Here is a 14,364-nt window from a genome sequence, read left to right on the forward strand (position 1 = left end):
GATGTATGACGCTCGCATTATTTCAGCGATGCCGTATGTGATCTCCGTCACAGACGCTCACGCTGTTTGCGCCCAGCTATCGCAACAGGCGGAAAGGCCATTGCGGCCGCTCGGTTTTACAGAAATTTTATCACCTAACCATTTTAATCAGTTGGCGCCTGCACGCGCGGCTCCTCCCGCCGCGCGTGCAGACGGCTTTCCGCCCGGCACGAGCCAGGCACTGGGCGCGACCACTGCCTTTAGACTAGAAGGCGTAATCGCAAGGGATGAACGCCGGCCTTTGACGCGGTGCACTCTTGCCTTAGACTTCGGCCCTTAAACTTCGCCGATTGCGGCAATTGGGAATTTGGAACATGGCTTTTGGCGGCCCAAACGACAGAAACGATCTGCCGCGGCTGGCACGCATCGATCCAAAGCTGTTCGATATCCTGTTCAGCGGCTGCAAGGTCGAGCGCTACGCCGCCGGCCAGCATCTGTTCGTTCAGGAAGATGCCGCCGACCGGATCTACGGGGTCATGAGCGGCACGGTGGAAATCTCGATCTATTCGCCCGGCGGGCAGAAGCTGGTGGCCAATATCGAGCTGTCGCGCAGCCTCGTCGGCGAGATCGGCGCGCTTGACGGGCGGCCACGCACCGCCACCGCCATCTGCCTGACCGCTTGCGAGCTGGTTTCGCTCAGCAGGACACAACTCTTTGATCGCATTGAGAAAAATCCACCGCTGGCACGCGCGATGATCGAACTTCTGTGCGCCCGGCTGCGCTGGGTCAGCGGCGAACTCGGCGACCAGGCCTTCTTCGGCATCGAGGCGAGGCTCGCCAAACGCCTGGTCTTCCTGGCCAAGGTGATGGCCGACAGCGCCGGCTGGATTCCGATCTCGCAATCGGAACTCGGAGAGTTCCTCGGCGCCACGCGCGAGTCCGTCAACAAGACGCTCAACGACTGGCGCAACCGCTCGTTCATTGCCATCAAACGCGGCGGCCTGCGCATTACCGACACCGGGGCGCTGCGCCATATCGCCGAATCGCAGGACGACGACTGACGCCGAATCAGAGCCGCGAAATCAGATATCGCAACGCCGAGCGGCTGGGCATGAAGAAATACCCACCCCCCTTGGTGGTGACGAATTGCGGCATGTCACGGAGCGTCGTGACCTTTTCCCATGACGGAATGGTGAACCTGCCATCGCCGCCGCGCGAACCAATCGTCGGGTCCTTTTCAGCGACGAGGCCCTGGAACGTGGCCGACGAAACCCAGGTCTGCTGAATGAATTCGTACTGGCGCTCTATGTCGGCGTTGAGGCACATGAACAGCAGCCCCTTTTCGACCTTGCCATTCTTGCCGTCCTGCTTCTCATAGGTGCGGCCGACCCGCAGGATACGATGGCGCTTGCCGATATTGATCTGCGTATCGCGGTCCTCACCCAGCGAGTCGCGTGGGTTGGAACGGCGAATGTGGGCACCAAGCGGGCAGCGATGGCCTTGCGGATCCTCGGCGCCAGCGGCGAAGTTGTTGTCGATGACGCGTCCCGGATGATCCGGGTTGCGCACCAGCGAGCTTCCGTTCTGCCAGCGGCCGAGCATCTTGGCGGCAATCCAGTCTTGCGTGATGGCTTGGTTGCCGAGTTGGCTCGCGACCAAGGCTGCAGCCTTTTTGCAGTAGTTGTTGAAGACGTCGACGTGCTGCTCGAACTGGCGAATAACGAGGAATGAACCGTTGCGCCCGAAATCGCGCGGCGGTGGCGGCAGGCCCGGAATCAGCCGGCTACGGCGCACCTGCGAAAGGATTCCGGTCCGATCGCGTGATGCGCTTACCGAGGGCGAGGCTGGATAGAACCCATGCTCATCACGATAGCCGAACAGGAACTCGCCGGGCGCGACCAGATGCATGGGCGCGGCGCCCCTGCTGGCGCGGGTCGTGCCCCGGACAATCGGCTGCGAAATCCCGTCCGCGAAACCGAAATGCTCGTAGGCTGGCCCACGTTCCGATCGATCGTCACGCTTTGCCCCGTCGGACGATTTCGTCTTCGTGTCGGTCGGACCCCGGTTTACGGCGAGCGGCAGTTCGGCGACGACCTTCATGCCTGCACCGGTCGTCTTTCGTCTCACTGTGGCAATCTCGGTCTTCAACCGTCCCGGGTCTTCGGCATAGCAGACGATGACCAGGTCCACAGGGTTCTCCAACGACCCCCACTCCCATTCGTCCGGGCCGTCGCGGCCTCGGTCGTCCAGTATGCGCCCACGCTCGGGATTGCCCATGCCATGGCGAAAGGCGATCGGAAATGTTTCCAGTGGATCGCCCTCCACACCCTCGTCGAGCCCAAACTGCCGCAGGCCACCGGGACCAAAGGCGACTATCATAGCGCGCCCGGCGGGCCTGCCTTCGCCGAAACTCGTCTGCTCGACAACGAAATCGAGCCAGGCTCTGCGCTTGGGCGCCGGCAACTTGTCCGGCACCCGGATCGCAAGCATATGCGAATAAGCGAGCGGGCCGAGCGGGCCGAAGAAGATGGACTGGATCTCGCCGGTTTCCAGCTGCTGTTCGAGAGGCGCCGGAAAGGCAGAGCTGATATTGGCCAGCAGCGAAGTGGTCTTTTGAACGGTGGTTGTTTCGCTCGCCGGGCGCCGTAGCGAACCGAACAAGCTCAGCCAGTCGCGCGCCTCGTTGCCGACGGCGGAAGCAATGCCGCGCCTGACCTGGGAATTGATCCGGATGCGCTCTGTGTTGATTTGGGGATAGGCGGAGTACCAGAACAGGGTCGGCACCTGCTGGCGCCGCGCCCAGCGCTTGAAACGATCGCCGTCGCGCGCGCCGTCCAGGAACAGCCATCGTGTGCGTGGATAGCCCACGGTGTTGCTCCACACGCCGGTGAGGCCAGCGGACGCCTTGGCGATGAAGTCCTCAAGATAGCTTTCCCAGCTGCCGCCGTAGTTGGAGAAGAACATCAATCGGTTGGAGCCGGGCAGCAGTATCCAGCGGGCGAAATGGATGGTGTTGATGGTGTTGAGGAAGCCTGGCTTGAATACCTTCTGGGCAGCTATCGAGATCAGGTAGAAGGAAAACCTGAGCGCCAGCCGCCGCAGAATGCCGGCCTTCATCGTCGAAATCGCAGTCAGATGGTTTTGTGCCGCGTGGCCCTCCTTGACGAGTATCGCGTTCAATTCAGATATGCCGATCGATGTGCTTTCCGGCCGATCCCTGTCCTCGCGGCGTCGCAGCGCCAGCAAGCACGAAAACGCCAGCAGCGCCGCTGCCACCAACACTCCAAGTCCCGACAACAGAAGTGAGGTGATTGCTACGGCTATGGCGGTGAAGGAGATTTCCTGGGAACTGATGTCGATAGATCTGCCGAACACCACACCGTAGGTCATATACCAGCAAGCAGCCCAGATGATCGCCACCGTGACGAAGACCGGCGGTACCAGCAACGTCGTCATCAGGGCACGGCCCCAATGACCCGGCGGCTTTTCCAGCAGGCTCTCGGCCGGCTCGAACGCCCAGGCAAACGTCCGTAATGACTGGACATGCTGGCGAACTTCAGCGAGCACGGCAGGAGCGTTGCCGGCGCCTTTGCGTGGCCGCTCGACGATGTCGCGCACGGCTTCGAAAAGCTGCTGCTCGGCCTTGATACGCTGGACCGAGTGCCCCGGCGTGCCCGAAAACACCAGTCCGGCATTGCTGCCGAAGGACGGCGATATGTCGACATTGTGCTTGCGCAGGAAATCGTTCAATGCGCCGCCATCGCGCAGATCGCAGACATCCTTGAAGATCGGCCGCAGCCGGTGCCCGATGGCGTGCGTGACCGCATCGATGACATCGTCGATGCTGCCGTCACCGGAAATCTCGAGAACCAGAGCTCCTTTTTCCTGACCGGAATCAGCGCCGATCTCGCCGGTGCCGACCACGGTCAGGCTGGTGAAGTGGACGGTGCCGGCAATGTCGAGCGCGGTGCGGATATCTTCGACGGCCGGGTTGCCGAGGCTGGCAACCTTGTCGCGGACAGCATCCAGCGACGCGGATCGGGTGACCGGGCAGACCACCGTCACCATAGACTGCGTTACGGTGCGGCAGAGTTCTGCCCGTTCGAAATCGACCTTGAGCGTTTCGGGATAGGCGCCGATGCGGGTCATCCGCCCGGCCTTGCCGGGCATGCGGCGCACGCCCTGCTTCTGGAACAGGGCGCGCAGGCTTTCGCCGATCTGGATCCTGGCGATCTCGGCGCCGATGCACTGATGAATGCCGTGGCCGAACACCATGTAGTCGCGATGCGGGCGCGATGTGTCGAACTGGTCCGGGTTCTGCACGGCGTCCGCATCGAACATCGCCGACAGCGTCGCCGGCATCACCACCGTGCCGGCTTTCACCAGGCGCTCGCGGCGCGTGCCCTTGCCGATGATCGCGTCGCGGGCCGTGTAGCGCCAGGGGCCGACCCAGATCGGCTTGAAGCGCATGGCTTCAAGGACGGCCCTGTCGAGCTTGGCGGTATCGTTTTCGGCCAATGCGGCATCGATAGCCTGCCGTGCGTCGGGCCGCGACAGGATCACGTCGAGGCAATTGCCGGCGGCCAGCACATTGGTCGGGACGAAGCCGGCGATCATGCCCAGCATGATCGAATTGAGGTCATCCCGCGACAGGCGGCCCTGATCCATCTGGACAACCAGCCTCGCCAGCGGTTGCTCGGCCTTCAAGCCCCGGTCCCTAGCCGACTGGATGGAGCGATCGATGACTTTGAGAAGACGGTCGCCCGCCACCACTGCGAGTTCGCGCATGACGGGGCTCGCCGTCGGGTCCGAAAAGAACAGCGCACTCAGCGCGATCGCCCAGTCGGCGAATTCGGATTCATCGTCCATCTCGACGCCGAAATAATCGCGGCAGATGTGCACCGGGACGATCTTCATCAACCTGGAGATCGCATCGAAGCCGGGGCTGGCGCGCGTCATGATCTCTTGCGAATGACGCGCCGCGATCGGCCTGACGGCGGCTTCGACCTCGGCCGGCGGGAATGCACTCAGCACCGACGATTTCATGCGCCGGTAGTCGGCGCCGTCCTGCATGCCGAGGATGAAGTTGGATCCCCGGGCAAGCTCGGTCATTTCCGGGCCGTATGGGGTCTGGAATTCGTCGCCGCGCTCCAATATGTCGCGGACATCGGCGTTCTTGGTGACCACGAGAACACCGAAGAGCTTGCCGGTCGGCCGGAAACGCCGCAACAAGGAAAGCGCCCAGCGGGGGTCTTCGGCCAGAGACCCGACGATGCGCGCAATCAGCCCTGTCTTCCGGATCCGGCCGAGATCGAAGGGCGGCATTTCCGACAGCGGGCGCTGGTTTTTCTGGGCCGCGCGAATAGCGTCGAAATACTTCAGTTCGGTCATGCGCGTTCAAGCCCCCCGGCTATCCACGTTATTGCGATGCCGGCCGTTCAACGCCTAGGTTTGCATCGGTTGCACGTATGTGAATCTTTTCACAGTTGGTCCATGTTCCAGCCAGCATTGACGCCATGTTCATTTGGCCAGTCGGAAATTGGCGACGAGGATCTCGTTCGCGGCCTTGTCGGTGAACGGTATCCAGCGCACACGCTGTTCTGAAAAATCGGGATGCCGGGTGGTGAAAATGGTCATCTCGCGCCGCGCCTGTTCCGGCCGGCCGCTTCGCATCAGCGCGCCGATCTTCAGGAACCTGGAATAGAAATAGCCGGGAGACAGGTTGAGCGAGCGGTCAGCGGCAGCGATCGCCGCCGGCCAGTTCTCGACCAAACAATAGGCCGCCGTCAGTTCCCCCAGATTGTGGAAGCGGTAGAGGTCGAACGGGCTCAATCGCTCGGTATCGAGAAAGAACGGTATCGCGGTCGCGGCATTGCCGAGCAGCAGCTGGGCGCTGCCCATGGCCGAGCGCGCGAAGGCAAAGCTCGGATTGATGTGGATCGCTTCCTCGAGATGGTCGACGGCCGACCGCGGTTCGCCGCGCATGATGTCGACGGCGCCGAGATGGGCGTGCGGGCGCGCATCCAGGCTGTCCACCAGCAACGCCTTGCGGGCAAACTGCTCGACCTTGTTCAAATCGTCGCTGTCGCCGAAACGCAGCCATGCCCGCCAGAAATACCACCACGCCAGTTCGTTGAGCACGGCGCTCGAGTTGGCGTCCTCGCGGTAGGCCTTCTGGAAGAACTCGAGTGCGGTTTCGGTGTCGCCGCGGGTGCGCCGGTTCATGTGCCAGCGGCCCCGTCGCACCAGTTGCCAGGTCTCCAGGCTTTCCCAGGGAACCTGGAAGGTGCGTGCCTGTTCCGCCCGGTCGACCTCCTTGTCGAGGATCGAAACGATCTCAGCGCCGATCTGGTCGCGCAGGTTGAAGATGTCGACCAGATCGCGATCGAAGCGCTGCGACCACACCAGCCGCCCGTTGGACGCGTCGGCCAGCGAGGTGTTGAGGCGGATCTGGCCACCATTGCGCATCAGCGTGCCGCTGACGATGTAGCGCGCGCCGAGCGCGTTGCCGATCACCCGCGTGCCCAGCGTGTCGTCGCGGAACTGGAAGCTGGAGCCCTTGGCGATGACCGAGAGCCATCTGGTGTTGGATAGACCATAGATGATGTCCTCGGCGATGCCGTCGGCCATGTAGCCGATGTCATGCTCGCCGCCATCGGCGTGGAAGGGCAGGACGGCGATCGCCGGCGGCCCCTTGGACGACAGCTTCTGCTGCGCATTGGCCTGGGGAATGGCCGCGAACGACGCCGCCGGCGAGGATCCGTTGCCGCTGCGGCCGGCGATCAGAACGCGCACCGGCAAGGCGATGTTCTTCAGCATGAATTCGCCGAGATCGGTGAAATCGGCCGCCGTCTTGTCCTTCACATGGTGCCAGGTCGTCTCCGAAACGGCGAGACCGTTGCCCGGCGCGAATTCCTGGATTCTCGCCGCGATGTTGACGTCGTCGCCGTAGAGGCGGCCACCACGCACGATGACGTCGCCGGTGTTGATGCCGGCGCGAAACGGCATGCGCATATCGTCGGCAACCTCGGCGTTGAGGGCGACGATGCGGCCCTGGAAATCAAAGGCTGCGCGCAACGCCTCGATCGGATTGCCGAACTCGGCCATGATGCTGTCGCCGGCGTCGCCGAACGTGCGGCCGCCAAATGTGCCACAGCTGTCGGCGATGATGTCGCGCCGTTCCTCGAATGCCGCGACAGCAGACTCGTCGTCGATGCCCATCAGCCGCGAGAACCCGACGGCATCGATAGAAATGATTGTCGCCAGCTGACGGGTGTAGTTCCGTACAGCCATGTTCGAGCCCCCGCTCCCTTTCTGGTTCTGGTCCAGCACAGGCGACGACCCGTTCCTGAAACACTTCGCCGCGCGCTGAGAGATGAAGATTCCGGCGGGGTTGGCGCGCCATGCCACCCCGCCAGGACCAGAAGTCTAGCAGGGTCTTGGGCAAAGCTCTACCACCATCGGGTTGTCCAGCGCGGGCCGTGGCAGCACTCATGGTTGGCCGGCGGTTGGCGCAAATATTGGCGTGCCGTAGCTCTGAGCGCGGCGATCCAGGGCTTCACGGAACCTGCGCGACGTCAGCACTCGGAACAAACTGTGCTGCCTGCGAGTTTCCGGTGCGGTTCATACCAACGTGAAATGAGGGTAATCATGCGAAATCTTGTTCTGGCGACCGGCGTCGTCGTTCTTCTGGCCGGCTCGACGGCCTTTGCCGCGGATGACAGCCCACTGCCGCCGACGAATGCCCAGAAACTGTCGGCAATCATCGCCAAGGTCGAGCAGCGCGACGGCTTTCGCTATGTGAAGGAGGTCGACTGGGACAAGGACGGGTACACCGTCACCTATTACACCGCCGACAAGGCGAAAGTCGAAATCACCTTCGATCCCGTAACAGCCGAACCGAAATAGCGCTGATACCGCACCGCTTCGGCAATTCCGTCCGCCGCGTTTTTTGCCTACGATGGTGGCAGTTGTCGGACAACGGGGCGACCATGCTTTCTTCCAATCGAATTGCCAACGCGCTTGCGCTTGTCGTTGCACTGGCTGGCGCGGCGGTCTGCCTTGGTCCAGCGCGTGCCGACGGGCCATCCTTCGACTGCCGCAAAGCCAGCCTGCCGGTGGAAAAGGCGATCTGTGCCGACCCGCAACTGTCGGCAATTGATGCCTTGGTCGCCAAGGCCTTTACGGGTTTCGAGCCAGCCTTTGGCCGCGACAAGCGCAAGATCGCCCGTGCGCTCATCACTGACAGGAACGCCTGCGGGCAGGATGCCGCCTGCATCGTCAGCGCCCAGAACAATGCGCTGCAGACCTACGGCAATGCGCCGTCCTGGGTGCAGGATTACAACATCGCCCTGATCGGCAAGAAGGCGCTCGACACCGCAGCCCGCCATCCAGGCAGCCCCGACCAGCCCCTGCCCTCGTCGATCGGGCAATGCGCCTTCACCCACATCACGGCGCTGACGACGCGGCTCGGCGACGACCCGCTGGAAACGGCCAGTCCTGAAGCCGGCAGTGTGACGCGGTTCAGCAATGGCGGCGCCGGGGTTTCCTACGAGCGGGAGCCTGGCCTTGCCAGTTCGAAAGCCGGCGATCCTGTCGTCATGTGCCTGATATCGATCCCGAGGGATTGTCCGCAGGGCGACGAGCGCGGGCGGGTCTATTACGGCGTCGACCTCACGATAAAAGGCACATGGATTTTGCCGGATTCGCAACATCTATGCGGCGGCGCCTGAAGATTTGCCGCAAAGCACTGCTGGATGCACTCTTGCGCCGATCCGCCTTTGATGGCTGAGTGCGCGTAACAGTTGCAGGGCACGGGGGTGCATGGCCATGGTTAAGCATGTTTTGAAGCGCATCCTGATGATGCTTGCCGGCTATTTCGTTTCGGTGCTGATCGGATTGTTCGCGGTCGTGGCGATATATTGCGCACTCGCCGTATTGCCCAACGCGCCGGACTATTTCGGCGCCATGCAATTTTCGCCCATTGTCGTGCTGCTGTGGCCGCCGCTCGGCATGGTCGTCTATTTCTTGACGATCGTGCTGACCGGCCTGCAGACGCTGATCTTCGCGCTGCTCGCCGAATTCTTTGCCCTGCGCAATTTCCTGGTGCACATGCTGTTTGGCGCCGCTGCCGCTGCAGCCGGCTTTTTCCTGGTCTGGCCGGCCGCGGAAGAGGATGCCGGACGCTGGGCCGATATCGGCATCATCGCCGCCGCCGGCCTCGTAGCCGGTCTGGTCTATTGGCTGATCGCGGGCCGCGACGCCGGCTTCCGGCGTCCGCTCATCCAGCGCTGATCGCAGGAAACGGGCGACCGTCCATCGGCCAAAAATCTAATAAAACCAGAGAGACAAAGTGAGTTCCTCGTTCGTTGAACGAGGAACTCCGCTGGTTTCAGCTCGTCGGCGAGCGCACCGCTTCAGTCGCTTCCAGCGCCTGCATCAGCCGCGTGTCGCGGTCGTAGACATCGTTGAAATATTCGACTTTGCCGGACAGGTCCGGCCAGGCAGTGAAGTAGGAGACATAGACGGGAATCGTGCGTGTCACGTCTTCGCTGGCATGGCCGTGCTTGAGCTTTTCGGCGATGTCGTCGACCGAGACGCCGAGCACCGCCGCCGCCATCCCACGCGGATCCTGAAGGCGAATACAGCCATGGCTGAGCGCCCGCATATCGCGCTGGAAGAAGGATTTTTGCGGCGTGTCGTGCATGTAGATGGCGTGCTTGTTGGGGAACAGGATCTTCAGTTCGCCCAGCGCATTGGCTTCGCTCGGCTGCTGGCGCACGCTGTAGGGAATGTTGGCGCCGTAGGCGCCCCAATTGACCGAGGAAGAGGGAACCCGCCTGCCGCGCGAATCGGTCACCTCGTAGCCGGCACGGTCGAGATAGCCCGGATCGCCACGCAGCCTTGGCAGCATCTCGTTGACGATGATCGACTGCGGCACGCCCCAATAGGGATGGAAATCGACCTGCTTGATCTCCTTGAAGAAGAAGGCGGTCTGGTTGGTGGTCCGGCCGATGACGACGCGGGTCTTCAGCTTCTCCTCGCCATTGTCGATATAGCTGGCGGTGAAGGCGGGCTGGTTGATGAAGACCCGCGGGCTGCCGAGATCGGACGGCATCCAGCGCAATTCTTCCAGCGCGACCTGCACCTTCTGCAGCCTGTCGGCCTTGGACGTGCCGGCGAGCGAGGCGACGGTGCGCGGGCCGATGACCCCATCGCCCTTCATGCCGGCCTTCACCTGCACGGCCTTGATGATCGGAACCAGTTCGGGAACATAGACATCGCTGGTGCCGAGACGAGACAGGATCTCGCCATAGGCGCCGCCCATCTCGTCGTCGAGATTGCGCGCGATCAGCGTCAGCAGCTTCGGCAGTTCGGCGCTGGTCTCGCCGGGCTTCAGCAACAGCTTGGGATCGACGACGATTTCGTTTTCGGCGCTCGCCTGCAGCGATTCAAGTTCGACGCGCAGCGCCTGATATTCCGCGTTCTGCGGGTGCCGCGATTCGAGGTAGGTGCGCACTTCCTGGGTGTGAGCCAGCGTCTTGAGCGCGCCTTCCATGTCGACCGGCTTCGGCGGAAATTCATAGTAGCCGGTGATGCGATTGGGATCGACGCGCCCGCTCTGGGCGTCACGGGCATAGCGCAGTACGCGCGCCGACAGCGCCATCTCGAAGCGGACGAGTTCCTTCAGATGGGCGTCGGCATCGACTGCCGATGCGTTGGCTGCCGGCACCTCGACCGTGTAGTCGGCCGACGTGAGACCATAGCTTGCGGCTTCGCCAAGCACCCGCACCGCATCCTGGGCGCGGGCATTGGGATTGCCCTCGTTCACCCAGATGAAATCAGGATTGGCAGAGTAATAGGCAATCAGTGCCTTGGCGATATCGGGCTCGGCATAGAGTTCATAGTCACTAAGGCCTGCAACGGCTTCGCGGAAGGCAGTGCTGGTCGCCGACGGCACAAAGGCGGCGTCTTCAGCTGTTGCCACCTGGGGAGGTGCTGCCACCAACGCGGCAAAGTCGACGCGCACCAGCCGGTCGGCCTTGTAGGTGTAGTAGGACGGGCTGCTGATCCTGGTGCCGCCGCCCGATACGGCGGGCTTCGGCTTGCGCTTCGGCGGCGGCGGGAATTCGCCTTGCGGCCTGTGCTTGACGCCACCGCCGAACAGCATGTCGAACAGGCCTTGCGCGCTTGCCTGCGGCACACCGAAGGCCAGTGCTGCCGCCACTGCAAGCGGCATCACGGTGGCTTTATTTCCGAGGAATTTCATTAATCACCCGCTCCGGCTGCAAGCCGGCTCCCGTTCCGCGCCGCTAGACGATCTTGCCAACCGCATGGCGGATGTAAGGCGCTACTATACCGATTCATACCGATTTCGTTAAGCTTCCATAAATTTCCGCAGGCCTGTTGCAGAACGGTTTCACAACATCGTGACGTCTGGAGCGGCGTTGCCGCTCCAGACCGGTCAAAGCGGCCGCTGCTTCAGGCGTTGGCGCCACCGTCGATGGTGAGCGCGGCGCCGGTGACGAAGCGCCCTTCCGGACCGGCGAGCCAGGCAACCATGCCGGCGATCTCGTCAGCCTTGCCGAAGCGGGGCGTCGCCATCTTCCGCCGCTGGTGTTCGGCATGCGGGCCTTCGGCCGGGTTCATGTCGGTGTCGGTCGAACCGGGATGAACGACGTTGGCGGTGATGCCGCGCGGACCGAGGTCTCGCGCCAGCGCCTTGGTCAGGCCGACCAGCGCAGCCTTGCTGGTCGAATAGGCGCTGAGGCTGGTGTCGGTGACGCGCTCGGCCAGATTGCTGCCGATCGAAATGATGCGGCCGCCCTCGCCCATGTGAGCCGCTGCCGCCTTCGAGGCTACGAACGGCGCTCTCAGATTGACCTCAATGGTCTCGTCAAAGTCGGCCAGCGACATCTGTTCGATGGGCGCCGCGCGCCAGATGCCGGCGCTGTTGACCAGGATGTCGAGCCGGCCGAAGGCATTCACCGCCTCGGTGACCGAGCCTTCGATGGCGGCAGCGTCGCGATTGTCGGCTTGGATGGCGATCGCGCGACCACCTGCCGCTATAATCTCGGCGACGACAGCTTGGGCCGGCGCCGAGCTGTTGACGTAGGTGATGGCGACGTCGGCGCCATCGGCCGCAAGCCGTTTTGCTATCGCAGCACCTATGCCGCGGCTGCCGCCGGTGACCAGTGCTGCCTTGCCGTTCAATCCGTTCGCTGACATGTCATTTCCCCGTTATGTAACGATCGATACATAAATATCTGGCAACCTTGCCTGGCGATGTCAAGTGAATTATGTATCGATCAACACAGAAAGATCGTCATGCCGGAAAGAGGCCGCCCCCGCACCTTCGATCGAACCGCCGCCTTGCGGCAGGCGATGGAGCTGTTCTGGGCCAAAGGCTATGAGGGCACCTCGATCGCAGACCTGACCGCGGCGATGGGGATCAGCTCGCCCAGCCTCTATGCCGCCTTCGGCAGCAAGGAGGCGCTGTTTCTGGAAGCGACCGAGTATTACACCCGCAACGAAGGCACCGAGATCTGGAGCGCGCTGGACGAAGCGCCGACGGCATGCCAGGCGATCGAGAATTTCCTGCGTCAGACGGCAAAAGCGTACTCTCAGGACGACCGCCCGCAGGGCTGTCTCATCGCACTGGGCGCACTGCACCAGGATTCAAGCAGCGGCGCGATCTGCGATGATTTGCGCCGCCGCCGCGCCGAAAACCACACCCTCTTGCTGAGACGGCTGGAACGCGGTGTGGCGGAAGGCGAATTGCCGGCGGGCTTCGACAGCAACGCGGCGGCGACCTTCTATGCGACGGTCCAGCACGGCATGTCGATTCAGGCCCGCGACGGCGCCTCGTGCGACGCGCTCATGGCCACAGTGGCCGGAGCGATGGCGGCGTGGCAGGGGCTGGTCGGAACAGCGTGACAAAGCGCGGAGCTTGTGCTGGAAATCCAGTCGGCGGCGAAATGCGCCGGGAGGGATCATCCGTGAAAAAAGGGTATCGCGAGTTGCTCGACGAGGCCAATGCCGAGATCGAGGTGGTCTCGCCCGAGGAAGCGGCCGGGCTGCTCGACGACGAGGACACCATCTTCGTCGACCTGCGCGATCCACGCGAGATCGAGCGGGACGGCCAGATCCCCGGCGCCAAACATGTCACTCGCGGCATGCTGGAATTCTGGATCGATCCCGAAAGCCCCTACCACAAGCCGTTCTTCGCCTCGGGCAAAAGCTTCGTCTTCTTTTGCGCCGGCGGCTGGCGCTCGGCGCTGGCCACCAAGACGGCGCAGGATATGGGGCTGTCGCCGGTCAAGCACATCCTTGGCGGCTATACCGCCTGGAAGGCGGCCGGATTGCCCGTCGAGCCGGGCGGCAAGAAGAACGGTTAGCTCACCGCTCCGGCGTTGTCGGAGTCGACAATACACCCATTGGAATCAATGCAGTATCGGCTCGCGCTCGTTTTTGACAAAAGTCACAGCGCGTTCGACAACACCTTTGTCGGCGAGAATGCGACGGTGGCCGAGCCCATCGGCCCAGTGCAGCCGCACATGGCTGCCGGCGCCGGCATAACGTGTGGCATGATCGGCGGGGACTTCGCGGTCGTCCGGCGCGTGGATGACCAGCGTCGGCACCGGCGCCTCAGCCAACTGGCGGTCGCCGGTGAATTCATGCAGCGGCCGGCCCGACAGCCTTTTCACCTGATCGGCCATGGAAACCTGCGAACGCGGACCGACATTGAGCATGCGGCTGAAGTCGGCGAAGATCGCCGGCAGGGAACTTGGCGCGGCGACCAGCACCAGCCGCTCGGCCGCGACGGGCTGGATACCCTTGATCGAACCGGCAATGGCATTGGCGGCGACGGCGCCACCGAAGGAATGGCCGACTATCGCCTTGAACGGACCGAACCATTCGCCGGCGACCCTGACCGCCTCGACCGCATTGACCATGTTGAGATGACGGCCCAGCGACTGGCCATGGCCCGGCAGGTCGAGCGAGGCGACCCGGTAGCCCGCATCGCGAAAGCCTTCGATCAGAGCGCGCATATATTCCGTGCGCGAACGCCAGCCATGGACGACCAGCACCGTGCCGGCGGACGCCCTGCCCGGCTCGGGCCGGAATTCGTGCACCATGACGCAGCCGGCCTTGGTCGTAAGCCGATGATGGCGCGCCTCGGCCATGAAGCCGGCGGCGCGGTCGACCGCACGCCGCTCGCCGTCACTGAGCGCCTTCACGCTCGGCGTGCGGCAGAACAGTTCGAAGGCGGCGCGCCCGCTCAGGCGGGGCGCCACATGCTCGGCGGCGCGGAACACGCCCCGGATGACCTTCAGTCCAAATGATGCCATAGTGGCGATCCATCCATTCCGTTCAAGCATGAAC

11 protein-coding genes are annotated in these 14,364 nt (G+C 63.1%); 6 read left to right on the forward strand and 5 right to left on the reverse strand.

Annotated features, from left to right (window positions below; all coding sequences use genetic code 11):
• The first annotated feature begins 353 nt into the window (after positions 1-353).
• A complete protein-coding gene (locus tag ACYG9R_RS25765) occupies positions 354-1,040 on the forward strand; it encodes a Crp/Fnr family transcriptional regulator (protein WP_023682508.1) in 687 nt (228 codons plus the stop codon).
• A gap of 7 nt (positions 1,041-1,047) precedes the next feature.
• Here ACYG9R_RS25765 and ACYG9R_RS25770 read toward each other — a convergent pair whose 3' ends face one another.
• Both ACYG9R_RS25770 and ACYG9R_RS25775 read right to left on the reverse strand, forming a co-directional pair.
• Entirely contained in the window at positions 1,048-5,370 is a 4,323-nt protein-coding gene (locus ACYG9R_RS25770; RefSeq protein ID WP_023824920.1) for a cytochrome P450, read from the reverse strand.
• 129 nt (positions 5,371-5,499) lie between these two features.
• The gene (locus ACYG9R_RS25775) at positions 5,500-7,272 is read right to left on the reverse strand and encodes an adenylate/guanylate cyclase domain-containing protein (RefSeq protein WP_023726586.1); all 1,773 of its coding nucleotides are present in this window, start codon (positions 7,270-7,272) and stop codon (positions 5,500-5,502) included.
• Between the two features lie 357 nt (positions 7,273-7,629).
• Between ACYG9R_RS25775 and ACYG9R_RS25780 the strand changes: the two genes are divergently transcribed.
• The 3 genes from ACYG9R_RS25780 to ACYG9R_RS25790 all read left to right on the forward strand — a co-directional run bounded on the left by ACYG9R_RS25780 (position 7,630) and on the right by ACYG9R_RS25790 (position 9,273).
• Positions 7,630-7,887, forward strand: a complete 258-nt coding sequence (locus tag ACYG9R_RS25780) for a PepSY domain-containing protein (RefSeq protein ID WP_023668990.1) — start codon at positions 7,630-7,632, stop codon at positions 7,885-7,887.
• A gap of 83 nt (positions 7,888-7,970) precedes the next feature.
• Positions 7,971-8,711, forward strand: a complete 741-nt coding sequence (locus ACYG9R_RS25785) for a lysozyme inhibitor LprI family protein (RefSeq protein ID WP_031199825.1) — start codon at positions 7,971-7,973, stop codon at positions 8,709-8,711.
• A gap of 91 nt (positions 8,712-8,802) precedes the next feature.
• On the forward strand, positions 8,803-9,273 hold the full coding sequence (locus tag ACYG9R_RS25790; RefSeq protein WP_023668992.1) for a hypothetical protein: 471 nt from the start codon (positions 8,803-8,805) through the stop codon (positions 9,271-9,273).
• Positions 9,274-9,370: 97 nt separating this feature from the next.
• Here ACYG9R_RS25790 and ACYG9R_RS25795 read toward each other — a convergent pair whose 3' ends face one another.
• On the reverse strand, positions 9,371-11,248 hold the full coding sequence (locus ACYG9R_RS25795) for a L,D-transpeptidase family protein (protein ID WP_023824918.1): 1,878 nt from the start codon (positions 11,246-11,248) through the stop codon (positions 9,371-9,373).
• Positions 11,249-11,460: 212 nt separating this feature from the next.
• On the reverse strand, positions 11,461-12,207 hold the full coding sequence (locus ACYG9R_RS25800) for a 3-oxoacyl-ACP reductase family protein (RefSeq protein ID WP_023688499.1): 747 nt from the start codon (positions 12,205-12,207) through the stop codon (positions 11,461-11,463).
• A 99-nt stretch (positions 12,208-12,306) separates the two neighbouring features.
• On the opposite strand from ACYG9R_RS25800, the gene ACYG9R_RS25805 reads away from it, so the two are divergent.
• Together ACYG9R_RS25805 and ACYG9R_RS25810 are read left to right on the forward strand one after the other, a co-directional pair.
• Positions 12,307-12,915 (forward strand): TetR/AcrR family transcriptional regulator, encoded by a 609-nt coding sequence (locus ACYG9R_RS25805; RefSeq protein ID WP_023668995.1) that lies wholly within the window; start codon positions 12,307-12,309, stop codon positions 12,913-12,915.
• A 62-nt stretch (positions 12,916-12,977) separates the two neighbouring features.
• Positions 12,978-13,376 carry a rhodanese-like domain-containing protein gene (locus ACYG9R_RS25810; RefSeq protein WP_023688500.1) on the forward strand — a complete coding sequence of 133 codons (399 nt, stop codon included), beginning with the start codon at positions 12,978-12,980 and terminating at the stop codon, positions 13,374-13,376.
• Positions 13,377-13,421: 45 nt separating this feature from the next.
• Here the strand turns inward: ACYG9R_RS25810 and ACYG9R_RS25815 are convergent, their stop codons facing one another.
• Positions 13,422-14,330, reverse strand: coding sequence for an alpha/beta hydrolase (locus ACYG9R_RS25815; RefSeq protein ID WP_023668996.1), 909 nt, complete (start codon positions 14,328-14,330; stop codon positions 13,422-13,424).
• Positions 14,331-14,364: the final 34 nt, after the last annotated feature.

The organism is Mesorhizobium sp. RSR565B (assembly GCF_054719465.1).

Excerpts from the sequence above, each read along its gene's own strand:
- ACYG9R_RS25765 (WP_023682508.1), top strand. The coding sequence starts at position 354 with ATGGCTTTTGGCGGCCCAAACGACAGAAACGATCTGCCGCGGCTGGCA.
- ACYG9R_RS25770 (WP_023824920.1), bottom strand. The coding sequence starts at position 5,370 with ATGACCGAACTGAAGTATTTCGACGCTATTCGCGCGGCCCAGAAAAAC.
- ACYG9R_RS25775 (WP_023726586.1), bottom strand. The coding sequence starts at position 7,272 with ATGGCTGTACGGAACTACACCCGTCAGCTGGCGACAATCATTTCTATC.
- ACYG9R_RS25780 (WP_023668990.1), top strand. The coding sequence starts at position 7,630 with ATGCGAAATCTTGTTCTGGCGACCGGCGTCGTCGTTCTTCTGGCCGGC.
- ACYG9R_RS25785 (WP_031199825.1), top strand. The coding sequence starts at position 7,971 with ATGCTTTCTTCCAATCGAATTGCCAACGCGCTTGCGCTTGTCGTTGCA.
- ACYG9R_RS25790 (WP_023668992.1), top strand. The coding sequence starts at position 8,803 with ATGGCCATGGTTAAGCATGTTTTGAAGCGCATCCTGATGATGCTTGCC.
- ACYG9R_RS25795 (WP_023824918.1), bottom strand. The coding sequence starts at position 11,248 with ATGAAATTCCTCGGAAATAAAGCCACCGTGATGCCGCTTGCAGTGGCG.
- ACYG9R_RS25800 (WP_023688499.1), bottom strand. The coding sequence starts at position 12,207 with ATGTCAGCGAACGGATTGAACGGCAAGGCAGCACTGGTCACCGGCGGC.
- ACYG9R_RS25805 (WP_023668995.1), top strand. The coding sequence starts at position 12,307 with ATGCCGGAAAGAGGCCGCCCCCGCACCTTCGATCGAACCGCCGCCTTG.
- ACYG9R_RS25815 (WP_023668996.1), bottom strand. The coding sequence starts at position 14,330 with ATGGCATCATTTGGACTGAAGGTCATCCGGGGCGTGTTCCGCGCCGCC.